Source organism: Nocardia concava NBRC 100430 (genome assembly GCF_000308815.1).
Classification (GTDB): domain Bacteria; phylum Actinomycetota; class Actinomycetes; order Mycobacteriales; family Mycobacteriaceae; genus Nocardia; species Nocardia concava.
The window spans coordinates 65,160-88,285 of sequence record NZ_BAFX01000083.1 but is presented as its reverse complement, the minus strand read 5'-3'; the positions used below and the strand labels follow the sequence as shown (position 1 = coordinate 88,285).

24 protein-coding genes are annotated in these 23,126 nt (G+C 68.7%); 15 read left to right on the top strand and 9 right to left on the bottom strand.

What is annotated here, in order from left to right; all coding sequences use genetic code 11:
- Positions 1–6: 6 nt before the first annotated feature.
- The 3 genes from coaBC to ON43_RS19530 all read left to right on the top strand — a co-directional run bounded on the left by coaBC (position 7) and on the right by ON43_RS19530 (position 4,846).
- Positions 7–1,227, top strand: a complete 1,221-nt coding sequence (gene coaBC / locus ON43_RS19540) for a bifunctional phosphopantothenoylcysteine decarboxylase/phosphopantothenate--cysteine ligase CoaBC (RefSeq protein ID WP_040809503.1) — start codon at positions 7–9, stop codon at positions 1,225–1,227.
- Between the two features lie 199 nt (positions 1,228–1,426).
- Positions 1,427–2,641, top strand: coding sequence for a methionine adenosyltransferase (gene metK / locus ON43_RS19535; protein ID WP_040809502.1), 1,215 nt, complete (start codon positions 1,427–1,429; stop codon positions 2,639–2,641).
- A gap of 81 nt (positions 2,642–2,722) precedes the next feature.
- Positions 2,723–4,846, top strand: coding sequence for a primosomal protein N' (locus tag ON43_RS19530; protein ID WP_040809501.1), 2,124 nt, complete (start codon positions 2,723–2,725; stop codon positions 4,844–4,846).
- A gap of 11 nt (positions 4,847–4,857) precedes the next feature.
- Here ON43_RS19530 and ON43_RS19525 read toward each other — a convergent pair whose 3' ends face one another.
- From ON43_RS19525 to ON43_RS19515, 3 genes are read right to left on the bottom strand one after another with little or no spacing between them, the layout of a single operon-like run.
- On the bottom strand, positions 4,858–5,295 hold the full coding sequence (locus tag ON43_RS19525; RefSeq protein WP_040809500.1) for a MarR family winged helix-turn-helix transcriptional regulator: 438 nt from the start codon (positions 5,293–5,295) through the stop codon (positions 4,858–4,860).
- A 10-nt stretch (positions 5,296–5,305) separates the two neighbouring features.
- On the bottom strand, positions 5,306–5,731 hold the full coding sequence (locus tag ON43_RS19520) for a hypothetical protein (protein WP_157514111.1): 426 nt from the start codon (positions 5,729–5,731) through the stop codon (positions 5,306–5,308).
- A 45-nt stretch (positions 5,732–5,776) separates the two neighbouring features.
- Positions 5,777–6,622 (bottom strand): NAD(P)H-binding protein, encoded by an 846-nt coding sequence (locus ON43_RS19515; RefSeq protein ID WP_040809498.1) that lies wholly within the window; start codon positions 6,620–6,622, stop codon positions 5,777–5,779.
- A gap of 78 nt (positions 6,623–6,700) precedes the next feature.
- On the opposite strand from ON43_RS19515, the gene ON43_RS19510 reads away from it, so the two are divergent.
- Positions 6,701–7,282 (top strand): TetR/AcrR family transcriptional regulator, encoded by a 582-nt coding sequence (locus tag ON43_RS19510; protein ID WP_040809497.1) that lies wholly within the window; start codon positions 6,701–6,703, stop codon positions 7,280–7,282.
- A 129-nt stretch (positions 7,283–7,411) separates the two neighbouring features.
- On the opposite strand, the gene ON43_RS19505 is transcribed toward ON43_RS19510, so the two are convergent.
- Complete coding sequence (locus tag ON43_RS19505) at positions 7,412–8,209, bottom strand: ABC transporter ATP-binding protein (RefSeq protein WP_040809496.1); 798 nt, start codon at positions 8,207–8,209, stop codon at positions 7,412–7,414.
- An 89-nt stretch (positions 8,210–8,298) separates the two neighbouring features.
- Between ON43_RS19505 and ON43_RS19500 the strand changes: the two genes are divergently transcribed.
- The 5 genes from ON43_RS19500 to fmt all read left to right on the top strand — a co-directional run bounded on the left by ON43_RS19500 (position 8,299) and on the right by fmt (position 12,497).
- Positions 8,299–8,988 (top strand): HAD family hydrolase, encoded by a 690-nt coding sequence (locus ON43_RS19500; protein WP_040809495.1) that lies wholly within the window; start codon positions 8,299–8,301, stop codon positions 8,986–8,988.
- 193 nt (positions 8,989–9,181) lie between these two features.
- Positions 9,182–9,814 (top strand): PadR family transcriptional regulator, encoded by a 633-nt coding sequence (locus ON43_RS19495; protein WP_040809538.1) that lies wholly within the window; start codon positions 9,182–9,184, stop codon positions 9,812–9,814.
- A gap of 93 nt (positions 9,815–9,907) precedes the next feature.
- Positions 9,908–10,948 carry an esterase/lipase family protein gene (locus ON43_RS19490; protein ID WP_373283462.1) on the top strand — a complete coding sequence of 347 codons (1,041 nt, stop codon included), beginning with the start codon at positions 9,908–9,910 and terminating at the stop codon, positions 10,946–10,948.
- 66 nt (positions 10,949–11,014) lie between these two features.
- The gene (gene def / locus ON43_RS19485) at positions 11,015–11,572 is read left to right on the top strand and encodes a peptide deformylase (protein WP_040809494.1); all 558 of its coding nucleotides are present in this window, start codon (positions 11,015–11,017) and stop codon (positions 11,570–11,572) included.
- A 1-nt stretch (position 11,573) separates the two neighbouring features.
- Positions 11,574–12,497, top strand: a complete 924-nt coding sequence (gene fmt / locus ON43_RS19480; protein WP_040809493.1) for a methionyl-tRNA formyltransferase — start codon at positions 11,574–11,576, stop codon at positions 12,495–12,497.
- Between the two features lie 71 nt (positions 12,498–12,568).
- On the opposite strand, the gene ON43_RS19475 is transcribed toward fmt, so the two are convergent.
- Entirely contained in the window at positions 12,569–13,201 is a 633-nt protein-coding gene (locus ON43_RS19475) for a hypothetical protein (RefSeq protein ID WP_040809492.1), read from the bottom strand.
- Positions 13,202–13,273: 72 nt separating this feature from the next.
- On the opposite strand from ON43_RS19475, the gene ON43_RS19470 reads away from it, so the two are divergent.
- A complete protein-coding gene (locus tag ON43_RS19470) occupies positions 13,274–14,590 on the top strand; it encodes an RsmB/NOP family class I SAM-dependent RNA methyltransferase (protein ID WP_040809536.1) in 1,317 nt (438 codons plus the stop codon).
- 208 nt (positions 14,591–14,798) lie between these two features.
- Here the strand turns inward: ON43_RS19470 and ON43_RS19465 are convergent, their stop codons facing one another.
- From ON43_RS19465 to ON43_RS19455, 3 genes are all read right to left on the bottom strand, one after another.
- A complete protein-coding gene (locus tag ON43_RS19465) occupies positions 14,799–16,874 on the bottom strand; it encodes an NAD(+) synthase (RefSeq protein ID WP_040809487.1) in 2,076 nt (691 codons plus the stop codon).
- A gap of 109 nt (positions 16,875–16,983) precedes the next feature.
- Complete coding sequence (locus ON43_RS19460) at positions 16,984–17,877, bottom strand: RNA polymerase sigma factor SigF (protein ID WP_281033325.1); 894 nt, start codon at positions 17,875–17,877, stop codon at positions 16,984–16,986.
- Positions 17,878–17,894: 17 nt separating this feature from the next.
- Positions 17,895–18,317 carry an ATP-binding protein gene (locus tag ON43_RS19455; protein WP_040809483.1) on the bottom strand — a complete coding sequence of 141 codons (423 nt, stop codon included), beginning with the start codon at positions 18,315–18,317 and terminating at the stop codon, positions 17,895–17,897.
- Positions 18,318–18,444: 127 nt separating this feature from the next.
- Between ON43_RS19455 and rpe the strand changes: the two genes are divergently transcribed.
- Positions 18,445–19,107, top strand: coding sequence for a ribulose-phosphate 3-epimerase (gene rpe / locus ON43_RS19450; protein WP_040809481.1), 663 nt, complete (start codon positions 18,445–18,447; stop codon positions 19,105–19,107).
- A gap of 41 nt (positions 19,108–19,148) precedes the next feature.
- On the opposite strand, the gene ON43_RS19445 is transcribed toward rpe, so the two are convergent.
- Positions 19,149–19,460, bottom strand: coding sequence for a hypothetical protein (locus ON43_RS19445; protein ID WP_245568664.1), 312 nt, complete (start codon positions 19,458–19,460; stop codon positions 19,149–19,151).
- Positions 19,461–20,120: 660 nt separating this feature from the next.
- On the opposite strand from ON43_RS19445, the gene ON43_RS19440 reads away from it, so the two are divergent.
- The 4 genes from ON43_RS19440 to ON43_RS19425 all read left to right on the top strand — a co-directional run bounded on the left by ON43_RS19440 (position 20,121) and on the right by ON43_RS19425 (position 23,111).
- Positions 20,121–20,747: a riboflavin synthase gene (locus ON43_RS19440; RefSeq protein WP_040809479.1), complete on the top strand. Its 627-nt coding sequence runs from the start codon at positions 20,121–20,123 to the stop codon at positions 20,745–20,747.
- An 89-nt stretch (positions 20,748–20,836) separates the two neighbouring features.
- Positions 20,837–22,081, top strand: coding sequence for a bifunctional 3,4-dihydroxy-2-butanone-4-phosphate synthase/GTP cyclohydrolase II (locus ON43_RS19435; RefSeq protein WP_040809477.1), 1,245 nt, complete (start codon positions 20,837–20,839; stop codon positions 22,079–22,081).
- Between the two features lie 71 nt (positions 22,082–22,152).
- Positions 22,153–22,632 (top strand): 6,7-dimethyl-8-ribityllumazine synthase, encoded by a 480-nt coding sequence (gene ribH / locus ON43_RS19430; protein ID WP_040809475.1) that lies wholly within the window; start codon positions 22,153–22,155, stop codon positions 22,630–22,632.
- A 2-nt stretch (positions 22,633–22,634) separates the two neighbouring features.
- Positions 22,635–23,111, top strand: a complete 477-nt coding sequence (locus tag ON43_RS19425; protein ID WP_051178707.1) for a PH domain-containing protein — start codon at positions 22,635–22,637, stop codon at positions 23,109–23,111.
- Positions 23,112–23,126: the final 15 nt, after the last annotated feature.

Here is a 23,126-nt window from a genome sequence, read left to right as displayed (position 1 = left end):
ACCGCGGTGACCCGAGTCGTCGTCGGAGTCGGCGGCGGTATCGCTGCCTACAAGAGCTGCAACCTCGTGCGCCGGTTCACCGAAACCGGGCACGAGGTTCGTGTCATTCCCACCGAGTCGGCGCTGAACTTCGTCGGCAAGGCCACCTTCGAGGCGCTCTCCGGGCACCCCGTGCACACCGGCGTCTTCGCCGATGTGCCGGAGGTGCCGCACGTGCGTCTCGGCCAGGAGGCCGATCTGGTCGTCATCGCCCCCGCGACCGCGGACCTCATGGCCCGCGCCGCGCAGGGTCGCGCCGACGACCTGCTGACCGCGACGCTGTTGACCGCGCGATGTCCCGTTCTGTTCGCCCCGGCCATGCACACCGAGATGTGGGAGCACCCGGCCACCCGCGCGAACGTGGCGACGCTGCGCGCGCACGGCGCCGTGGTGATGGAACCCGCGTCGGGCCGGCTGACCGGAACCGACACCGGACCGGGCCGCCTGCCCGAGCCGGAGGAGATCTTCGGACTGGCCCGGCTGCTGCTCGAACGTGCCGACGCGCTGCCCCGTGACCTCGAGGGCCGCCGCATCGTCGTGTCCGCGGGCGGCACCCGCGAACTGCTGGATCCCGTTCGCTTCCTTGGCAATCGGAGCTCCGGCAAGCAGGGCTACGCACTCGCGCGCCTGGCCGCCCAGCGTGGCGCACAGGTGACATTGATCGCGGGCAATACCATCGGCCTGGACGCCCCGGCGGCGGTCGAGGTGGAGCACGTGACCACCGCCGAACAGCTGAAGGTGGCGGTCGACAAGCATGCGCTCGGCGCGGACGCGGTCATCATGGCCGCCGCGGTGGCGGACTTCCGCCCCGTGAACGTGGCGACCGCTAAGATCAAAAAGGGTGCGGGAGAACCGGATTCGATCGCGCTCACCAAGACACCGGATATCCTGGCCGGGTTGGTGCAAGCCCGTCGCGACGGGCACCTACCCGGTACCGCGATCGTCGGGTTCGCCGCCGAGACGGGGGACGAGCACGCTGATGTGCTCACCCACGCCCGGGCCAAACTGGCCCGCAAAGGCTGCGACCTGCTGGTCGTGAATGCCGTCGGAGAGGGTAAGGCCTTCGAGGTCGACACCAACGACGGCTGGTTGCTCGGCGCCGACGGCACCGAGATCGCCCTGGACCACGGGTCCAAGGCCCTACTGGCTAGCCGGGTGCTGGACGCACTCGGCCCCTTGCTCCGCTGAAGCCTCGGCACCGCAGGGTTCAGGCAGTCGCCGTGATAGGCACGGCAACTGTCTGAGTCACAATGTGTTCGTCATGGTGGCAGCCTCGCCACTGTGTCGAACATATTGGAATAACCTGAGACAAAGGGTTGTGCGATGGCGCGGAGACGCTACTGTCGCACCCCGATACGAGAAACCCGTTGAGGGAGAGGGAACAACTGTGCGCACGTCTGGCAGCCGCCTATTCACCAGTGAGTCGGTGACCGAAGGTCATCCCGACAAGATCTGTGATGCCATCAGCGATTCCATCCTCGACGCGTTGCTCGCGGCCGATCCGCGCAGCCGGGTCGCGGTGGAGACCCTGGTGACCACCGGTCAGGTGCACGTGGCCGGTGAGGTCACCACCTCGGCCTACGCCGATATCCCGACCATCGTTCGCGAGAAGGTCCTGGAGATCGGATACGACTCCTCCGCAAAGGGTTTCGACGGCGCGTCCTGCGGCGTGAACGTCGCCATCGGCGCGCAGTCGCCGGATATCGCCCAGGGCGTGGACACCTCGCACGAGGCCCGCGTCGGCGGCGAGGACGATGACATCGCGCGCCAGGGTGCGGGCGACCAGGGCCTGATGTTCGGCTACGCCACCATCGAGACCCCCGAGCTGATGCCGCTGCCGATCTCGCTGGCGCACAAGCTGTCCCGGCGTCTGACCGAGGTCCGCAAGTCCGGCGTGCTGCCGTACCTGCGTCCCGACGGCAAGACCCAGGTCACCATCGAATACGACGGCTCGATCCCCAAGCGCCTCGACACCGTCGTCATCTCGACCCAGCACGCGGCCGACATCGACCTCGACAACCTGCTCACCCCGGACATCCGGGAGAAGGTCGTCGACTCGGTGCTCGCCGAACTGGAGCTGCCGAACCCCCTCGATACCTCCAATGTGCGACTGCTGGTCAACCCGACCGGCAAGTTCGTGCTCGGTGGCCCGATGGGTGACGCGGGCCTGACCGGCCGCAAGATCATCGTCGACACCTACGGCGGCATGGCCCGCCACGGTGGCGGCGCCTTCTCCGGCAAGGACCCGTCGAAGGTCGACCGCTCGGCCGCCTACGCCATGCGCTGGGTCGCCAAGAACGTCGTCGCCGCCGGCCTGGCCGAGCGGGTCGAGGTCCAGGTCGCCTACGCCATCGGCAAGGCGGCCCCGGTCGGCCTGTTCGTCGAGACCTTCGGCACCGAGCAGATCGATCCGCTCAAGATCTCCGACGCCATCGGTGAGGTCTTCGACCTGCGTCCCGGCGCGATCATTCGCGACCTGGACCTGCTGCGCCCGATCTACGCGCCGACCGCCGCCTACGGCCACTTCGGCCGCACGGATGTCGATCTGCCCTGGGAGCGCACCGACCGCGCGGAGAAGCTGCGCGCGGCCGCCGGGCTGTAATTGACCGGCACCCCACACCACTCGACGGGAGCGTCGGGCACGGAAACCTCTTCCGAGCCCGACGCTCCCGCCGTCGTTGGCATGAGCCGACCCATCGCCAGGGTCCTGCCCCTGCTCGAACCCGCCCACCTGGACCGGGATTTCGACTACCTGGTCCCGCCGGAAATGGACGAACTCGCCCAGCCCGGAGTCCGAGTCCGAGTCCGCTTCTCGGGCCGCCTCATCGACGGCTACCTCCTCGAACGCCTCGAAAAGTCCGACCACACCGGCAAACTCGTCCGCCTCGAACGAGTCGTCTCCGGTGAACGCGTCCTCACCCCCGAGATCCTCAAACTCGTAGCGGCAGTAGCCTCCCGCTACGCAGGCACCCGAGCCGACGTCCTGCGCCTCGCCATCCCACCCCGCCACGCCAAGGTCGAATCGGAGGGCATCGAGAAGCCCGACAAGCCCAAGCGCGCCTCGAAGAAGGCACAGGCGGTGACGGAGGAGGTTGCCGACGAGGTTGTCGCGGAACCGGATCCGGTTGTCGAGAGTGCCGTACCCGACATTGCTGTCCCACAGCCGATCCCGGAGGAGTTTCCCGGGTGGGGGCGGTATCTGCACGGGCATTCGTTCCTGGGGGCGCTCGCCGAGGGGCGGGGGCCGCGGGCGGGGTGGCAGGCGCTGCCGGGGGAGGAGTGGGCCACGCGGCTGGCGGAGTTGGCGGCGGTGACCGTGCGGGGCGGGCGCGGGGTGGTGATCATGGTGCCGGATCAGCGGGATTTGGATCGGGTGCTGACCGAATGTGTTGCGCTGGTGGGGGAGTCGGCGGTGGGGTTGGCGGCCGGGTTGGGGCCTTCGGCGCGGTATCGGCGGTGGTTGTCGGTGCTGCGGGGGCAGGCGAAGGTGGTGGTGGGGACGCGGAGTGCGGTGTTCTCGCCGGTGAAAGACCTCGGTCTGATCGCCATTTGGGATGACGGGGACGATACGTTCGCCGAGCCGCGGTCACCGTATCCGCATGCGCGGGAAGTGGCCATGTTGCGGGCGCACGAGACCGGGGCGGCGTTCGTGGCGGGCGGGTTCTCGCGGACCGCCGAGGTGCAGGCCATCGTCGAATCCGGTTGGGCGCATGATCTCTTGGCGGATCGGAGTGTGCTGCGGCAGGCGATGCCGCGGATCACCGCGCCCGGCGATACCGATGCGGCGCTGGAGCGGGACCCGATCGCGCAGGCCATTCGCATTCCGGCGGTGGCATTCACCGAGGCGCGCAAGGCGCTCAAATCCGGTGGGGCGGTGCTGGTTCAGGTGCCGCGGCGCGGATACATTCCGGCGCTGTCGTGTGCCAAGTGCCGGACGCCCGCGCGCTGCCGCCATTGCAACGGTCCGCTGGCGTTGCCGGACAGTGCGCCATCGTCACGTGGCGCTTTGCGTACCGGGCGGGAAGGCGTCGCGGAGGCGCAGAGCCCGGCCTGCCGGTGGTGCGGAATCACCGAGGCCGCGTTCCGCTGTGGGGCATGTGGTTCGCGGGCGCTGCGGGCCGTCGTCATCGGTGCCTCCCGTACCGCCGAGGAGCTGGGCCGCGCGTTTCCCGGTGTGCCCGTGCGGGGTTCGGGCGGCACGTCGATTCTGAACTCGGTGCCCGAGGGACCGCAGGTGGTGGTGTCGACCATCGGCGCGGAACCGCCGGTCCCCGGCGGCTATGCGGTCGCCATGCTCCTCGACGGTTGGGCCCTGCTCGGCCGCGCCGACCTGCGGGCCGCCGAGGACACCCTGCGCCGCTGGATGTCCGCCGCCGCCCTGGTCCGCCCCGACGGCCGCGTCATCGTCATGGCCGACGCCGGGCTGCCGACCGTGCAGGCGCTGGTGCGCTGGGATCCGGTGTGGCACGCCGGTTTCGAACTCGATCAGCGCGCCGAGGTCCGCTTCCCGCCCGCCGTCCGCTTCGCCGCCATCGACGGCACTACGGACTCGATCGCCGAATTGCTCGGCGAGGCAAAACTTCCCGACAACGTCGAGATCCTGGGCCCGGTGCCGCTGCCGCCCGGCGCGCGAAAGCCTTTCTCCTCCGGCGATTCTCCCGCCGAAGTCGAGCGCATGATCCTCCGAGCGGACCGCAACGCGGGCGCGGCCCTCTCCCGCGCCCTCATCGCCGCCCAGGCCGTCCGCAGCACCCACCGCTCCGACGCCCCTCTCCGCGTCCAGATCGACCCGATCGACATCGGTTAGGTCGATATCGCTCAGGGCGTGGTGATTTCGTCGCGGGGGAGAGCGGCGAGGGTGGTGAGGGCATTGAGGAAGCCGCGGCGGTCCGTGGCGGAGAGCTTGTCCAGGAGGCGGTCCTCCTGCGCCTGGATCTCGGCCTGCGCCGCATCACGTAGACGGCGGCCCTCTGGAGTCAGCGCGAGGAGCCGAGCCCGGCGATCGGCCGGATCCGGTCGGCGCTCGATCAGCCCGCGGTCCTGAAGATCGTCCAGCACCGCGATGATCCGCGTCTTGTCCGCCCCGATCTCCTGCGCGAGCACCCCCTGCCCGCGCGTGGTCGTCTCGTCCAGCCGCAGCAGTACGACGTAGGCCCACATGGTGAGGCCGTGGGCGGCCAGCACCGGTTGCTCGGCCGCCATGAGGGCGCGGCCCAGGGGGACGATCATCGCTGCCAGGTCCGGACGGTCTGTCATGCGGACAAGATTAGGCGGCCCGCCCGTGCGGCCTCTCGATCGTGTCGCCCGCGCGGGTCAGGATGGCGTCGGCGTCGAAGGTTTCGGCCTGCCACGAGTCGATTCCGATGCCGACCCGGCCGCGCCAGGCCCGCACGATCGCGGTGTGCACGGGCCAGCGCACGAACCGGCGCATATCGCGTTCGGATTCCCACACCGAGATCGAGCCGCCCCGGAACTCCGAGGGCCTGCCCCACAACCACAGCCCGACCGCGCCCTGCATGACCGGCCAGGTCTTGCCCAGCTCCAGCCCGGTCGAATAGATCTCTCGCGCTTCGGCTTCCGAGCCCGAGAGAAAGTCCGTCACACTCACGAAAACCGGGCCCGAATGGTGTTGGTTCGGGCCCGGATTCCACGGCATCAGCACGGTGCCTTCAGAGAAAGATATCGTATGCATATGCTTACGATATGTGTGCGCGTACGAAACTGGCAACGGTGAGTTTCAGCGGAAGGCCGGTGCGACGCGGGCCGCCCACCGGGCGTAACTGGTTGCGGGGCGGCCCAGTACGCGCTCGACATCGCCGCTGACCTGCTGCTCCTCGGCGGTGGGCGCGCCCAGGATCTCGAGGGTGTGGTCCGCGACGGACTCCGGCATGAAGCGCAGCATGTTCTCCCGCGCCTGCGCGCGGGTGAGTTCGACGAACTGCAGCGGCCGCCCGAGTACGGCCGTCAGTGCCTCCGACTGCTGGCGTGGCGTGACCAGCTCCGGGCCGGTCACCGTATAGGCCCGCCCGTCATGGCCGTCCTCGAGCAGCGCGGCCGCCGCCACGGCGGCGATATCGGCCGGATCCACCTGCGGCAGGCCCACATCCCCGAACGGTGCCGGGATGATGCCCTGCGCGCGCACCGGCTCGATCCAGGCGAAGGTATTGGTGAAGAACCCGCCCGGCCGCAGCACGGTCCACTCCAGATCCGAAGCGGCCAGGGCCTGCTCGAATTCGAGGGTGCGCGCGTAGCCGTCGCTGCCGGGCCGGGTCACCGCGCCCTGCGAGGACACGAACACCACCCGCCGGACACCCGCTGCCGCAACGGCTTCCAGCACTTCAGCGGGCGGCGGTCCCTGGACCAACTGCGGTCCGGTGATGAGCAGGAACAGCGCCCGCGCGCCCGCCACCGCCTCGGTCAGGCTCGCGAGATCGCCGATATCGGCCCGGCGGTGCTCGGCGCCCTCGGGCAGCTCCACCGGCTTCTCGCCCCGCGACACCGCGACCACCTTCTCGCCGGCCGCCGCGAGCTCACGCACGAGGGCACTGCCGACATTTCCGGTCGCTCCGGTCACCACGATCATCTGTCTCACTCCTGAGTTAGTTGGCTGACTAACTCGAACAGTAGGGCACTCCACCGGGCGTTGTCTATAGTTAGTTGTATGACTAACTCAGTGGCCGCCAATGCGGGCAAGCGGGAGCGGCTGGCGGACGCGGCGGCCAAGGTGTTCCACGAACGGGGAGTGGAGAAGACGACCATCGCCGATATCGCGCGCGCCGCCGAGGTGCCCGTGGGCAACGTCTACTACTACTTCAAGACCAAGGACCAGCTGGTCCAAGCCGCGATCAGCGCCCACGCGCGCACCGCCCAGGAGATCATCGCCGAGCTGGAGCAATTCGACGCCCCGGCCGAACGATTGAAGGCTCTCGTCCGCGGCTGGGTCGACCAGCGCGAACTCGCCGCCCAATTCGGTTGCCCCTCGGGCACTCTCGCCACCGAACTCGACAAGCGCGCCGACGGCCTCGACCGCGAACTCGCCGACGTCATGCGCGGCCTACTGGACTGGATCGACACCCAGTTCGCCGCCCTGGGCCGCAAGGACTCCCGCGAACTCGCCGTCGCCTTGATGGCTGCCTACCAGGGAATCTCCCTGCTCACCAACACCTTCCGCGACCCGGCCATGATGGAAGCCGAGGGCGCCCGCCTGGAGCGCTGGATCGACTCCCTGGTCCCCGCGACCTAGCCCGGATCTGCCACCTCGTGAGAATGCACTGGTGGACAGGTCTTCTCGACGTTTGTGTCCACGATTGCATTCTCGTGGGATGGGTTGGCTCGTGGGGGAGAGGGCGAGCGGGCTGGCGTGGGGTTCGGGTCAGGCGGGCTGGGATCGGGTGGGGCGGACGGACCAGCGGCCCTCGTCGCGGAGGATGCGGACGGGGTGGTCGAAGCAGGTGCTGATGTGCTCGGTGGTGATGACCTCGTCGACGGGGCCCTGGGCGATGGCGCGGCCGTCGCGCAGCAGCATGGCGTGGGTGGTGCCGGGCGGGAGGTCCTCGAGGTGGTGGGTGACCAGGACCGAGGCGAGGTCGGGGTGGGTGCGCTGGAGTAGGTCGACGCGTTCCAGGAGTTGTTCGCGGCCGGCGAGATCCAGGCCGGTGGCGGGTTCGTCGAGGAGCAGCAGGCGCGGATTCGGCATCAGGGCGCGGGCGATCAGGGTGCGGCCGTGCTGGCCCTGGGACAGGATTTCCCAATCGGCGTCGCGGCGGTGACTCAGGCCGAGCAGGTCGATCAAGCGGTCGGCTTCGGCGAGCTCTTCGGCGGACGGCTGTCGGCGGGGGATGAGGCCCGCGGTATTGGTCGCGCCGGTGAGGACGATCTGGCGCACGGTCATCGGGTCGCTCGGGCGGTGGCGCGGATCCACGTGACCGATGCCCGCGCGCAGGGCACGCATATCGACGCGGCCCAGGCGGTGGCCGAGCACCTCGACGGTGCCCCGCGTCGGATGCTCGAAGGCGCCGAGCATCTTCAACAGCGTCGTCTTGCCCGCGCCGTTGGGGCCGAGCAGCGCCCAGTGCTCACCGGCGTGGACGGTGAGCGAAACCTCTTGCAGGATCGGGTTTCCGCCCCGCACCACCGTCACGTCGTCAACGTTCAGCACCTGGTCGCTCATGTGGCCACCGTAGCAAATTCCTCAGACAAGTTGAGGAGTGATCTCCGCGCCCCCGGCATGCCCGTGAGGCGTCTGTGTAGGGTGGCGGCATGGCGATCGAGGCGGTCTTGTTCGACTTCTCCGGCACGGTTTTCCGATTTGAGGAGGCCGCCTTCCATGGGGCGCGGCTCACCGATGCCGCGGGTCGCCTGCTCGACAACGACGAGATCGCCGAGATCATGCGCAGGCTCACCGCGCCCGTCGGTCAGACCGTCGAATTCGACGCCGAGGGCCAATACGCCTGGGAGAACCGCGATCTCGACCCGGCACTGCATCGCCGCGCGTATCTGGAGGTGCTCGAGCAGACCGGCGTCCCGCACCCGCAGGCCGTGCAGGTCTATGAACTCCTGCTCGATCCGGACGGCTGGACGCCCTACCCGGACACCGGCGACGTCCTGCGAGCCCTGCACGAGCGCGGCCTGCGGGTCGGCATCGTCAGCAATATCGCCTTCGACATCCGCCCGGCCTTCGCCGATCGCGGCTGGCACCGATATATCGACGACTTCGCCCTGTCCTTCGAAGTGGGCGCGATGAAGCCGGACACCCGCATCTTCAAGGCCTCCCTCGACGCCCTGGGCGTGGCGCCCGGCAACGCCCTCATGGTCGGCGACAGTCAGGAGGCCGACGGCGGCGCCGAGGTCCTCGGTTGCGCCTTCTCCCTGGTTGACCCGCTGCCGACGGTCGATCGCCCGTCCGGGCTGTGGGATGCCGTGCGTGCTCACGGCCTCCTGACCGGCTAAAAGTCCAAACCAGACGGTTTGTGTCCCGCTTCACTCTTGTCGTAAATACATTGTCGATATATCGTCGATAGCAACAAGAACAACGACGAGCCTTGAAGGAGGCACGACCATGGAACACATGGACAACATCGAACGGGGCCGCGGCCCTGGCGGCGACTGCGCGCGGAAGAGCAGCAGGCCCGAACATCCGCGGATGCGTCGAGGCGGACCGCGCGGTCCGCGTGGTGAATTCGGCGGGCGCGGCGACTTCGGTCCGCACCGCCACGGTCACGGCCACGGCCGTGGCTTCGGCCCGGACTTCGGTCCCGGCTTCGGACCCGGCGGGGGCTTCGGTCCCGGCTTCGGTCGCGGTCGCGGCCGGGGCGGGCGGGGCCGGCGCGGCGATGTCCGCGCCGCCATCCTCCTGCTGCTGCAGGAGCGGCCCATGCACGGCTACGAGCTGATCCAGCAGATCCGCGAGAAGAGCCAGGACGTCTGGCGGCCCAGCCCGGGCTCCATCTACCCCGCGCTCGCGCAGCTCGAGGACGAGGGCCTGGTCATCATCGAGAAGGTGTCGGGTCGAAAGACGGCCAAACTCACCGAATCCGGCGTCGAGTACGTCGAGGCCAACAAGGCCGAACTCGGCGATCCCTGGCAGGACGTCAAGGACGGCGTCGGCGATCAGGCGCTCGATCTGCGCGGTCTGGTCGGTCAGCTGATGGGTGCGGTCGCTCAGGTCGCCGCCGTCGGCACCACCGAGCAGGCGGCCAAGGCGGCCGAGGTGCTCACCGAGGCGCGCCGCTCGCTCTACCGCATCCTCGCCGAGGACGACACACCCGAAAAGTGATGGGTCCGAATCACCGGCCCCCGCCGGGACTTTCGGCTCGAAACCAGTCAAGATCGTGACATGGGACAACAGCGCCCCATGGAAACTTGTGACATGGGACAACAGAGGAGCCGAACCCGCGGATTCATGCGCCGCGTGGCACCGGCGGGGGTAATGGCGCTGGCGGCCGCCGTGATCGGCACGGCCGCCACACCGACGGGGACATACGCACAGGCCGAACCGGCGCCGGATCCGGTCGCGTCCGTGACTTCGGTACTGAGGGTGCCGATGCAACAGGGGCCGCCGCAGCCCGAACATCTGGCGGCGGCCCACTATCTCAAGGAGCATCCGGACGCGGCGCCCCAGGGCGCCAACGACTTCGGCTGCAAACCGACCGCCGAACATCCGCGCCCGGTGGTTCTCGCCCACGGCACCGATTCCTCGGCCTACTCCGACTGGTCGGGCATCGGACCGCTGCTGGCGCAGGCCGGAATCTGCGTCTTCGCACTGAATTACGGCGGCAAGCCGGGCAAGGACACCTACGGCACCGAGGATGTGTGGGACAGCTCCGCGCAGATCGGCGCCTTCGTCGATCAGGTGCTCGCCGCGACCGGGGCGACTCAGGTTGACCTGGTGGGCTTTTCGCAGGGCGCGAGCGTGACCCGCTACTGGATCAACAAGCTCGGCGGCGCGCCCAAGGTCGGCCAGTGGATCGGGTTGGCCTCACCCAGCTACGGCGGCGTCATGTACGGACTGGTGCCGATCGCCGACGCGGTGCCCGGAATCTACAAACTCGTCGAGATGGGGTCCTCCCTCGCGGCGGTCCAGCAGGCCGCCGGAGCGCCCTTCATCCGCGACCTCAATGCCGGTGGCGACACGGTGCCCGGTGTGAAATACACGACGATCGGCAGCCGCGTCGATGAAATGATCCAGCCCAACACCAATATCGCGCTGCGCGGCGCGGGCGCGACCAACATCGTGCTGCAGGACCTCTGTTCCGAGGATCTGACCGGGCATTTCCATCTGGTCTACGACCCGTTCGTGCAGCGGCTGGTGGTCAATCTGCTCGATCCCGGGCACCCGGTGACAGCGGCCTGCGTGCCGGTCGCGCTGGGCACCGGCATCAGCGATGTCGTGTTGGCGGCGCATTCCTGATCAGGGTGGTCACGGGCGTCCGTAAAATGAGACGACCGTATCTTCGTTATCCATCGGGAGCTGCCCGTGACCATCCAGCCTGTCCGCCTGTTCGGCGATCCGATCCTGCGCGCCCGCGCGGCGGAGGTCGAGACGTTCGATCGGGAGGTACGCCAGCTGGTGACCGACCTCATCGACACCATGTACGAGAGTGGGGGCGTCGGCATGGCCGCCCCTCAGATCGGGGTCGGGCTTCGGGTGTTCGTGTACGACACCGGTGACGCGCAGGGGCATCTGATCAACCCCAGCTACGAGGTGCTCGACGAACAGACCCAGACCGGGCCGGAGGGGTGCCTGTCGATTCCCGGGGTGCGCTTCGACGTGACACGCCCGCTGATCGTGCGGGCGCGCGGTGTCGATTTCGACGGTAAGCCGGTGGAATTCCGGGCCGAGGGGCTGCTGGCGCGCTGCGTGCAGCACGAGACCGATCACCTCGATGGCGTACTGTTCCTGCAGCGGCTGGACTCGGCCTCGCGCAAGGAAGCCATGCGCACGATCCGCGAATCCGGCTGGTTCACACAGGGAATCACGATGCTCGCGGCCTCCGAGATCGGTGGCAGCCGCAGCCGGGAACGGAGCCGCTGATATGCGTCTGGTCTTCGCGGGAACCCCCGAACCGGCGGTGCCGTCGCTGCGGCGACTCATCGAATCGCAGCGGCACGAAGTGGTCGGGGTGGTGACCCGGCCGGACGCGGTGGCCGGACGCGGCCGCAAGATCACCCGCTCGCCCATCGGACTGCTGGCCGACGAGCACGGGATTCCCGTGTTCACGCCGCGCAAGCCGTCCGAACCCGAATTCATCGAGCAGCTCACGGCTTTGGCGCCGGACTGCTGTCCGGTGGTGGCCTACGGCGCGCTGCTGCCCGAACCGGTACTCGACATTCCCAAACACGGCTGGATCAACCTGCACTTTTCGCTGCTGCCCGCCTGGCGTGGCGCGGCGCCGGTGCAGGCGGCGCTGCTCGCCGGTGACGAGTACACCGGGGCGTCGACCTTCCGGATCGAGAAGGGGCTCGACACCGGGCCGGTGTTCGGGACCATGACCGAGAAGATCGCCGTCACCGACACCGCGGGCACGCTGCTCGCGCGGCTCGCCGAAGCCGGTGCGGTGCTGCTGGAATCCACCCTCGACGGTGTGGAAGACGGTACGGTGCAAGCGGTTCCGCAGTCCCTGGACGGCGTCTCCTACGCCCCCAAGATCGAATCGGAGGCCGGGCACATCCGCTGGGATCAGCCCGCCCTCGCCATCGGACGCCGCATCCGCGCGGTCACCCCCGCCCCCGGCGCGTGGACCGAAATCGACGGCAAGCGCCTCAAACTCGGCCCCGTCGAGATGGTGGAGGAAACCCTCCCACCCCGCACCATCGACATCCGCAAGACCGGCGTCTACGTCGGCACCGCCACCACCGCGGTCCGCCTCACCCAGGTCCAGCCCCAGGGCAAGCGCATGATGCCCGCCCTGGACTGGGCCCGCGGCGCCCGCCTCGAGCCCGGCACGGTGATCGAGTGACCCGCCCCGAAGGCGAAAACCGCCCGGGCGACGATCGATCCGGCGACGCCCCGCGTCGCGGCTTCCGCCGCTCAGCCTCCACCGACGCGGGCACGTCGACGCCGCGTCAGGACGAACGGTCCCGCTCCGATCAACCCCGCACATCCGGAAACCGATCCGGCGACGACCGCCGCTCGACCCCGCGCAATGGCGACGGCGACGACCGCCGCGGCTTCCGCCGTTCCGGTTCCGAAGGCGGCGGACGCCCTGCGGGAGACCGCAATTCGGGTTCGAACCGCGCGGGCGGCGGGTCGCGCGGCCGCGATTCGTCCGGTGGTCGCGACCGCTCGGCCGGAGGCGATCGCAACGGCTGGGACCAGCCGCGCGGTGGATTCTCTGGCGGGCAGCGTAATTCGGGGTCGGACCGGTCGGCCGGTGGCTCTCGCGGTCGCGATGGTTACGGATCCGACGCGGGCCGTGGGCGCGAATCGGCGGGCGGCGGGCGGTCTGGTGACCAGCGGTCCAACGATGAGCGCGGCGGATTCCAGAGTCGCGGCGGGCGTGGCGCTGAGCGCCGCAACGACGAAGGCCGCAGTGGGCACTCCACTCCCCGTCGGAGCGGTGGTGCCGGTGGCGCTGCCGGGAAGCAGGCAGGCGGGCGCGGCGGCGGGAAACCGCAAGGCCGCGGCGGGGATTCGTCCACCGCGAGGCGGGATGATCGCCATTCCAACGGCCACGATTCCGGTGGGGCGGCGGCTCGGCGGGCGGAGAAGGCCGGGGCGGATCCTGTGCGGGTTGTGGCTCGGGACGTTCTGCGGGCGGTGCGGGAGCGGGATGCTTACGCGAATCTGGTGTTGCCCGGGTTGCTTCGGGAGCGGCGGATCAGTGGGCGGGATGCGGCGCTTGCGACCGAGTTGACGTATGGGGCTTCGCGGTCTCAGGGCTTGTTGGATGCCGTGATCGCCGATTGCGCGGGGCGCGGTGTCGATGAGATCGACGGGCCGCTGCTGGATGCGTTGCGGTTGGGGACGTATCAGCTGTTGCGGACTCGGATCGGGGCGCATGCGGCCGTCGATACGTCGGTGGCGTTGGTGCGGGCCGAGTTCGGGCAGGGGAGGGCCGGGTTCGTGAACGCGGTGCTGCGGCGGGTCGCGGAGCGGACGCCCGAGGAGTGGGTGGAGCGGCTGGCGCCGCAGGATCCGCTGGGGCACTTGGCGTTCGAGTTCGCGCATCCGGTGTGGATCGCGCAGGCCTTCGCGGATGCGCTGGGCGCGAACGCGGGTGAGCTGCGGGATGTCCTCGAGGCCGATGACGCGCGGCCGGCGGTGCATCTGGTGGCGCGGCCCGGCGAGATCAGCGCCGAGGAGCTGGCGTTGATCACCGGCGGTGAAGAGGGCCGCTGGTCGCCGTACGCGGTGTACCTCGACGGCGGCGATCCGGCCAAGCTGGAGCCGGTCCGCGAGGGATTGGCCGCGGTGCAGGACGAGGGCAGTCAGCTGGTGGCCCTGGCCGTCACGCGCGCCCCGCTCGAGGGCTCGGATAACGGGCGCTGGCTGGACCTGTGCGCCGGACCGGGCGGAAAAACCGCGCTGCTGGCCGCGATCGCCGATATCGACGGCTTCCGCGTCGACGCCGTCGAACCCGCCGAGCACCGCGCCGACCTGGTGCGCCAGACCACCCGCGGCATGCCGGTCGACGTCCACGTCGCCGACGGCCGCGACAGCGGACTCACCCCGGGCTTCGACCGCATCCTGGTCGACGCCCCCTGCACCGGCCTCGGCGCACTCCGCCGCCGCCCGGAGGCCCGCTGGCGCCGCCAGCCCTCCGACGTCCGCGAACTCGTCACCCTGCAACGTGAATTGCTCACCGCCGCATGGGATCTGGTCCGCCCCGGCGGCGTAGTGGTCTACTCGACCTGCTCCCCGCACCTCCCGGAAACCGTCTCGGTCGTGGCCGACGTGGCCCGCCGAGTCGGCGCGGAACAACTCGACACCCGCGAATTGCTCCCCGGCGTCACCGAACTCGGCGACGGCCCCGGCGCCCAGCTGTGGCCCCACCGCCACGGCACCGACGCCATGTTCCTCGCGGCGCTGCGCAAGCCCCTGGACGCGTAGTACAACCACGGCCCGGATCCCCTGCGGCGGCGAATCACTCAACGCCGCAGGGGATCCGCTGGCCTCGGCCGAATGTGGCGGCGGTTTCTTATTTCGCTCCGTTGCCGCGTCGGCAGGCCTAGTGCTCTGGCCGCGAGGTCCAGCGAATGACCCTCGCGGCGTGAGCTTTCCGTGCCCGCGGCCACGACGTTGGGGTTGACCCGGCGCGTCAGAGGTCGGGGACGTTGCGGGCTAGTTCGTCTAGCCAGGCGGTGGCGGAGGCGTCGCTGGGGGCGCGCCAGTCGCCGCGGGGGGAGAGGGAGCCGCCGGAGCCTACCTTGGGGGCGTTGGGGAGGGTGGAGCGTTTGAATTGGCTGGTTTGGATGAAGCGGCGGAGGAATTCGGCGAGCCAGGATTTGATGGTGGGGAGGTCGTATTCGTGGCGTTGGTCGGCGGGGATCAGGTCGGGCCATTGGCCGCGGGTGCGGTCGGACCAGACGTGGTGGGCCAGGTAGGCGATGCGGCTGGGGAGGTCGCCGAAGCGGAGCAGGTGGTAGAGGTGGAAGTCCTGGAGTTCGTAGGGGCCGACAGTGGCCTCGGAGCTCTGAGCGGGGACGTCACCGTCGCCGGGGACGAGTTCGGGGGAGATCTCGGTGGTCAGAATGGATTTCAGGACCTCGCCGGCCTCGTCTCCTAGGCCGTTGGTGTCGATGGTCCAGGCGACCAGGTATTTGATCAGCGTCTTGGGGACCGAGGCGTTCACGCTGTAGTGCGCCATATGGTCGCCGACGCCGAATGTGCACCAGCCCAGCGCCAATTCGCTCAGATCGCCGGTGCCGACGACCAGCGCGTTGTGCATATTGGCCAGCCGGAACAGGTGTGAGGTGCGCTCGCCCGCCTGCACGTTCTCATAAATGATGTCGTACTGGGGAACCCCGTCGGCGGCCGGATGGCCCAGATCCCGCAGCATCTGAGTGGCCGAGGGCCGGATGTCGATCTCGTGCGCGGTGGCGCCGACCGCGCGCATCAGCCGTCGCGCGTCGTCGAGGGTGCGGCTGCTGGTGGCGAAGCCGGGCATGGTGTAGGCCAGTACATTCGAGCGCGGCAAGCCCAGCCGATCCATGGTCTTGGCCGCCACGATCAGCGCCACCGTCGAGTCCAGCCCGCCCGATACCCCGATCACCACACGTTGCGAACCGGTCGCCGCCAGCCGGGTGCTCAAGCCCTCCACCTGAATGCGATGCACCTCCGCGCAGCGCTCGTTGCGCCGTGCGGGATCAGCGGGAACGTAAGGGAACCGCGGGATTTCGCGCCGCAACGGCACCGTCCCGCCCGGCACCGGCAGCTCGAACTCGATGCGCCGGAACCGCTCGAGCCGCTCCCGGTGATCGTGCACGGTATCGGCGAAGCTGGTGGTACGCAGCCGATCCGCGGCCAACCGCCGCAGATCGATATCGGCCGTCACGAGCTGCGCGTGCTCCGCGAACCGCTCACCCTCGGCCAGCACATTGCCGTTCTCACACACCAGCGCCTGTCCGTCCCACGCCATATCCGTGGTCGACTCACCGTGTCCGGCAGCCGAATACAGATACGCCGCGATATACCGCGCCGAATGCGAAGTACAGAGGTCGCGCCGGTAGTCGGCCTTGCCGATCACGATATTGCTGGCCGACAGGTTCACCAGCACGCTCGCCCCCGCTAGCGCGGCGAAACCGCTGGGCGGCAACGGAACCCAGCCGTCCTCGCAGATCTCGACATGAAACACGAAGCCGGGCAGGTTGATCGCGTTGAACAGCAGATCCGAGCCGAACGGCACGCGTTGCCCGGCGATCACGATGTGGTCGTCGAGTGCCTCCCGCGCCGCAGCGAACTGCCGCTTCTCGTAGAACTCGCGATAGTTCGGCAGGTAGCTCTTGGGGGCCGCCCCGAGCACCCGGCCGTGGTGAATCACGATGCCGCAGTTGAACAGCCGCCCCTGCGCCCGCACGGGCGCGCCCACCAGCAGCACGGTGTCGATGCCCGCGCTCTCCTCGACGATCCGCTCGAGCGCCTCGCTGACCGCCGCGTCCAGCGCGTCCTGGTGGAACAGGTCGTCGGCGGTGTAGCTGGACAGCCCGAGTTCGGGGAAGACCGTCACGACCGCGTGCTCGGCGGCGGCCCGCCGCGCGAGCAGCAGCGTCTGCTCGGCATTGAAGGCCGGATCGGCGACCCGCACCGGCGGCACGGCCACCGCGACCCGCGCGAATCCGTGCCGATACAGCGAATCGAACGGCGGTTGCTCCGCCGACCCCGACCCGTTTGCCACTACCGACCCGTTAGCCAACACCGACCCCTTTGCGTCCGGCCGAGGTGATCATGGTTCTGCCCGCAATCTACCCATGTCGGACACCGATCGGGGACCGGACCCCGCCGGCTCACTCGCGCGCTGACTGCTCCCGCAGACGGGCAAGGGTTTTCGACAGGATCCGCGACACATGCATCTGCGAGATGCCCATCTGCTGCGCGATCTGGGTCTGCGTCATGGATTCGAAGAATCGCATGGTCAGAATCCGCCGCTCGCGTTCGGGAAGTCCTTCCAACAGCGGCCGGATCGCCACGTACTCCTCGACCCGGTCGAACTGCGACTCCTCCTCGCCGAGCGTATCGAGCAGCGAGGCCTCGGTATCGCGCCCCACCGACACGGCATCGATACTGCTGGGCTGGTAGGCGTTTCCGGCGATCACCGCCTGCGTGACCTCGTCCGGGTCGATATCGAGGGCCGCCGCGATCTCCTTGGCGGTGGGGGAGCGCCCCAACTGCTGGGACAGCGCGTCGATGGCCGACCCGATGCGCAGATGGGTTTCCTTGACCCGCCGCGGAACCCGCATGGCCCAGGTGTTGTCGCGGAAGTACCGGCGAACCTCACCCATGATGGTCGGCACCGCGAAGGACAGGAAGTTGGAGCCGCGTCCGATGTCGAAGCGATCCACCGCATGCACCAGCCCGACCCGCGCGACCTGGGTGAGGTCGTCGAAAGGCTCACCGCGCCCGCTGAATTTGCGCGCGATGTGATCGGCGAGCGGAATGCAGCGGTTGATCAGTTCGGTGCGCAGCGCGGCGCGCCGCCCGGATTCCGGTGCGGCGGCGGCCAGTTGCTCGAACAGCGCGGTGACGTCGTCATAACCGGAGACGCTGCGCGCGACCTCCTCGGCCTCTTCGGCGTCGACGGTCTCCTCGGCAGCGTCTTCGGTGGCGTCCTCGGCCTCGGTCTCCGCGAGCTCGGTGTCGGGTTTGTCGGGCTGTGCCGGGTCGGGGGTGGATGCGAACACGTCTTCTCCCTCGATCACTACGCCTTCCCCCGGACCCGCCGGAACTCCACTGCCGTCGGGTATCCGGAGAGCGCCTGATCGAAGGGTTCCTGGCCGGCGGTCACCTCGTCCGAGAGCGTGCGCAGCACATGCCAGCCGAAGCTGCGCTGATCCGGTAGGCCCTCGGCGCGGGCGATGCCGCTGACCCGAACCAGCAAATCGGACTCGCCGACGGTGAAGCGGCACTGCAGGGTGGTGCCGGGCACGGCCAGGGCGATGAGCGTGGAGGCGGCCTCGTCCACCGCGAGCCGGATATCGGCGACTTCGTCGAGGGTGAATTCGCTGAGCAGCACCAGTGTTTCGGCGAGTCCACGCACGATGGGCAACTGGGAGACGGAGGCGGCGACGCCGATCTCGACCGGTGTTCCCCGCAGTCCTTGTTCCGCCGAAATGTTGATCACCCTGTAGAGGCTACCCATTCCGGGGCGCGGCAATCAGCCATTCGCGGTGACGGCGGCGTCATTAGGGGGTGCCGTTAGACTGCGCCGTGTGTGCACCTCTACCTCCCCTTTCCAGCGGCCCGCGCCGATGATCGCCCCGTCCATCCTGTCCGCCGACTTCGCGCGCCTGGCCGATGAGCTGAAGGCGATCGAGGGCAGCGACTGGGTGCACGTCGACGTCATGGACAACCACTTCGTGCCCAATCTGACGCTGGGTTTGCCGGTGGTGCAGAGCATTCTGAAGGCGACCGACATTCCGGTGGACTGCCACCTCATGATCGAGAACCCGGAGCGCTGGGCCCCGGGCTACGCCGAGGCCGGCGCCTACAACGTCACCTTCCACGCCGAGACCACCGACAATCCGATCGCGGTGGCGCGTGACATCCGCGCGGCGGGCGCGAAGGCGGGCCTGTCGGTGAAGCCGAACACCCCGATCGAGCCCTACCTGGAGATCCTCAAGGAGTTCGACACGCTGCTGGTGATGAGCGTCGAACCCGGTTTCGGCGGACAGTCTTTCATCGCGCACGTGCTCGACAAGGCCAAGCAGGTGCGCCGATTGGTCGATGCCGGGGAGCTGCGCCTGGTGGTGGAGATCGACGGCGGCATCAATATGGACACCATCGAGCAGGCCGCCGAGGCGGGTGTGGACTGCTTCGTCGCGGGATCCGCGGTGTACGGCACCCCGGACCCGGCCGCGACCGTGGAAGCCTTGCGGCAGAAGGTGATCGCCGTCGAGGCCGCCTCCGCGTAGCGGATCGAGCGGCCCCGGCTCAGCGGCTGGAGCGTTGTCGCCTAGCGGCGGAGCAGCGCCTCGATGACCGACTCCAACGGGGGAACGGAATCGATGGCGTCGGGGGAGTGGATCCAGGTGCGGTATCCCGTCCGCTCGTCATCGGCGGATGGGAGCACGACCTGCGCGCCCGAGCAGGCGACCGTGGCGTAGAGGCGGAACAGCGCCGCCGCCACCGATTTGCTGAGCGTTTCCGGGCGCGCCGGACCGGTGATGAAGGTCCAGCGCCGCGCGCGGGGATGATGCACGACCGGCCCGGCCAGATCGGCCTGCGTCAGCCGCTGCTGAACGCGTTCGCCGAGCTCGGCGGGCATGGTGATGGCTCCGTAACGCTTGCCTATCTCCAGCAGGATGTGTCGTGACGTCGGATCGATCGATGCCGGCAGGTGAAATTCGCGCCGATACTGTACGCAGCGAAGTTCGAGTGTCGAATCGAGAAACGTTGTCACGCCGCACCCCCAACTGTGCCGATGATGTTGTCTGCCACCTGGATCCGACCCGCGCGGGGTCCATCCTTCCTTCGGTTCGAGTGCTTGCGATGAACGTCTCCGGCCTGGATCGGCCGGCGGACGCGGGACCGTTCTCCATTGAACTGCTCGCCGAGAAGTTGAACTGTTGGAATCAGCGACATAACAATCTTGCGACCATTTTTGGTTCTGCGCAAGATTCTGGTGTAAGCGAGTCGTGGATTGGGTACCACCAGCGTTGGCCCAGGTCAGGCGATATGACGAACCGGTAAATTCCGACTTTTCAATTGGGATTGCCACCTAATTCGGACAATTTGCGGATCGCAAGTTGGCTTATGCCCGATTTCATCCGTCCATCGGTCTCCAACTCTCCAGTGAACAAGGCCGCATGTCGCCTACGACCACGCGTCGTTAGGCTGAGGGGGACAACCGCTCGTCCCGGGAATACCGCCCGTGGTGTGGGCTGTTGGCGCAAGCGGAGCACACACGCGGACGGAGAGGTCAGGCATGTTCACAGGCATCGTCGAGGAGCTGGGCGAGATCGTCGCCAGCGAATCGCTGGACGACTCGGCGCGACTCACCATTCGCGGCCCGCTGGTGACCTCCGATGCCGGACACGGTGATTCGATCGCCGTCAACGGCGTCTGCCTCACCGTCGTGGACCAGCAGGTCGAGGGCGACACCTTCACCGTCGACGTCATGGCCGAGACCCTGCACCGCTCCAGCATCGGCGGCCTGACCGTCGGTTCCCGCGTCAATCTCGAGCGCGCCGCGGCCGTGAACAGCCGCCTGGGCGGCCATATCGTGCAGGGCCACGTCGACGGCACCGGCACCATCGTCTCGCGCACCCCGTACGAGAACTGGGAGGTCGTGCGAATCTCGTTGCCCGACAGCCTCGCCCGCTATGTCGTCGAGAAGGGCTCGATCACCATCGACGGCATCTCGCTGACCGTCTCGGGCATCGGAATCGCCGAGGACGCCTACGCCGACGGCGCGAAGGACTGGCTCGAGGTCTCGCTCATCCCCACCACCCGCGAGCTCACCACCCTGGGCACCGCCCCGGTCGGCACCGTCGTGAATCTCGAAGTCGACATCATCGCCAAGTACGTCGAGCGTCTCGTACAGCGCGGCTGATCTTCCGCGAGACCAGAGTCGGCGCAAAACGGGCACGGCGGCTGGCCTACTGTAATGAGGCACCTAATTCGAGATGGAGCACAACAGACGTGACCAGGTTCGACACCATCGAGCGCGCAGTCGCCGACATCGCCGCCGGTAAGGCGGTCGTCGTTGTCGACGACGAGGGCCGGGAGAACGAGGGCGACCTCATCTTCGCGGCAGAGAAGGCGACCCCCGAACTCGTGGCCTTCATGATCCGCTACACCTCCGGTTACATCTGTGTGCCGCTCACGGGAGAGGACTGCGATCGGCTGGGCCTGCCCCCGATGTACGCGGTCAACCAGGACAAGCACGGCACCGCCTACACCGTCGCCGTGGACGCCCGCGAGGGCATCACCACCGGCATCTCGGCCGCCGACCGTGCCACCACCATGCGCGTGCTCGCCGACCCGAACGCCAAATCCGACGATCTGACCCGCCCGGGTCACGTGGTTCCCTTGCGCGCCAAGGACGGTGGCGTGCTGCGCCGCCCCGGCCACACCGAGGCCGCGGTCGATCTGGCCCGCATGGCCGGGCTCAGCCCCGCCGGCGTCATCTGCGAGATCGTGTCGCAGAAGAACGAGGGCGATATGGCGCGCACCGACGAGCTGCGCGTCTTCGCCGACGAGCACGATCTGGCGCTGATCTCCATCGCCGACATGATCGCCTGGCGGCGTCGCAACGAGAAGCACGTCAAGCAGGTCGCGGAGGCCAAGCTACCCACCGAGTTCGGTGATTTCCGGGCCATCGGCTACGAGTCCGAGTACGACGACGCCGAGCACGTCGCCCTGGTCATGGGCGAGATCGGTGACGGCCGCGACGTGCTCGTGCGCGTGCACTCCGAATGCCTCACCGGTGACGCGTTCGGTTCGCTGCGCTGCGACTGCGGCCCGCAGCTGGACGCCGCGCTGGAGATGATCGCCGAGCAGGGACGCGGTGTGCTGCTCTACATGCGCGGGCACGAGGGCCGCGGCATCGGGCTGCTGCACAAGCTGCAGGCCTACCAGCTGCAGGACGGCGGCGCGGACACCGTCGACGCCAACCTGGAACTGGGCCTGCCCGCCGACGGCCGCGACTACGGCATCGGCGCGCAGATCCTGGTCGATCTGGGCATCACCTCGATGCGGCTGCTCACCAACAACCCGGACAAGCGCGCGGGCATCGAGGGTTACGGCCTGAGCATCAGCGAGCGCGTCGCCATGCCGGTGCGCGCCAACAAGCACAATCTGCGCTATCTGCGCACCAAGCGGGACCGGATGGGCCACGACCTGGTCGGCCTGGAAGACTTGGACCTGGGCGAAACCGCGCACTGAGCCCCGGGTGAAACCCGCACTAGCACCGCGCGACCCAACCGACTGCTGACTACCGAGAGGGCACAACAACGATGAGCGGCACGGGCGTACCGACCTTCGAGCTCGCCGATGCCAAGGACCTCAAGCTGGCGATCGTGGCGTCGCGCTGGCACACCACCATCTGCGACGCGCTGGTCGCCAATGCGGAGCAGACCGCCCGCGAGGCCGGCGTCGCCGACATCACGGTGGTCCGGGTCGCCGGTGCCATGGAGCTGCCGGTGGTGGCGCAGGCGCTGGCCCGCAGCCATGACGCGGTGGTCGCGCTGGGCGTGGTGATCCGCGGTGGCACACCGCATTTCGAGTACGTGTGCGATTCGGTGACCGCGGGCCTGACCCGGGTGTCGCTGGACGAGAGCACCCCGGTCACCAATGGCGTGTTGACGGTGAACACCGAGGAGCAGGCCCTCGATCGTGCGGGCTTGCCGGGCTCGGCGGAGAACAAGGGCGAGCAGGCGGCCGCGGCCGCGCTCGATGCCGCCCTCACCCTGCGCGAACTCGCTCAGACCGTTTAGTCATGCCCGAGAACGATTCAGCCGTGCCCGAGAACGAATGGGACCTCGAGGTGCGGCCGCACCACGCGATCGTCACCGTACGGATCGTGGCGGCCGTGCTCGCGGCCATCTTCATCTTCGGTGGATTCGTACTGCGGCACGGCTCCACCGGCGTGAACTTCCGGGTATCCGATCAGATCGGCCTGATGCTCTTCGGCCTGCTGCTGGCCGGTGGCGTGCTGCTACTGACCCGGCCCCGGGTGCGGGTCGGCAAGCGCGGCGTGGTGGTGCGGAACATCGTGGGCGACACCGAATTCCCGTGGAAGGACATCCGGGGCGTCTCGTTCCCGGACAAGAAGTCCTGGGCCCGTTTGGAACTCGCGCACGACGAGTACGTGCCCATGATGGCCATCCGGTCCAACGACAAGATGCGCGCCGCCGCGGCCATGGACAGGTTCCGGGAACTGGGCGCGAAATACAGCGCCCAGAACCAGGACTGACGCTTCAGCGCGGGC

Bases quoted from the DNA above. Each gene is read 5' to 3' on its own strand.
- ON43_RS19530 (WP_040809501.1), top strand. From the start codon at position 2,723: ATGAGCCGACCCATCGCCAGGGTCCTGCCCCTGCTCGAACCCGCCCAC.
- ON43_RS19525 (WP_040809500.1), bottom strand. From the start codon at position 5,295: ATGACAGACCGTCCGGACCTGGCAGCGATGATCGTCCCCCTGGGCCGC.
- ON43_RS19520 (WP_157514111.1), bottom strand. From the start codon at position 5,731: ATGCATACGATATCTTTCTCTGAAGGCACCGTGCTGATGCCGTGGAAT.
- ON43_RS19515 (WP_040809498.1), bottom strand. From the start codon at position 6,622: ATGATCGTGGTGACCGGAGCGACCGGAAATGTCGGCAGTGCCCTCGTG.
- ON43_RS19510 (WP_040809497.1), top strand. From the start codon at position 6,701: ATGACTAACTCAGTGGCCGCCAATGCGGGCAAGCGGGAGCGGCTGGCG.
- ON43_RS19505 (WP_040809496.1), bottom strand. From the start codon at position 8,209: ATGAGCGACCAGGTGCTGAACGTTGACGACGTGACGGTGGTGCGGGGC.
- ON43_RS19500 (WP_040809495.1), top strand. From the start codon at position 8,299: ATGGCGATCGAGGCGGTCTTGTTCGACTTCTCCGGCACGGTTTTCCGA.
- ON43_RS19495 (WP_040809538.1), top strand. From the start codon at position 9,182: ATGCGTCGAGGCGGACCGCGCGGTCCGCGTGGTGAATTCGGCGGGCGC.
- ON43_RS19490 (WP_373283462.1), top strand. From the start codon at position 9,908: ATGGGACAACAGAGGAGCCGAACCCGCGGATTCATGCGCCGCGTGGCA.
- fmt (WP_040809493.1), top strand. From the start codon at position 11,574: ATGCGTCTGGTCTTCGCGGGAACCCCCGAACCGGCGGTGCCGTCGCTG.
- ON43_RS19475 (WP_040809492.1), bottom strand. From the start codon at position 13,201: ATGGCGATCATCCCGCCTCGCGGTGGACGAATCCCCGCCGCGGCCTTG.
- rpe (WP_040809481.1), top strand. From the start codon at position 18,445: ATGATCGCCCCGTCCATCCTGTCCGCCGACTTCGCGCGCCTGGCCGAT.
- ON43_RS19445 (WP_245568664.1), bottom strand. From the start codon at position 19,460: ATGCCCGCCGAGCTCGGCGAACGCGTTCAGCAGCGGCTGACGCAGGCC.
- ON43_RS19440 (WP_040809479.1), top strand. From the start codon at position 20,121: ATGTTCACAGGCATCGTCGAGGAGCTGGGCGAGATCGTCGCCAGCGAA.
- ribH (WP_040809475.1), top strand. From the start codon at position 22,153: ATGAGCGGCACGGGCGTACCGACCTTCGAGCTCGCCGATGCCAAGGAC.
- ON43_RS19425 (WP_051178707.1), top strand. From the start codon at position 22,635: ATGCCCGAGAACGATTCAGCCGTGCCCGAGAACGAATGGGACCTCGAG.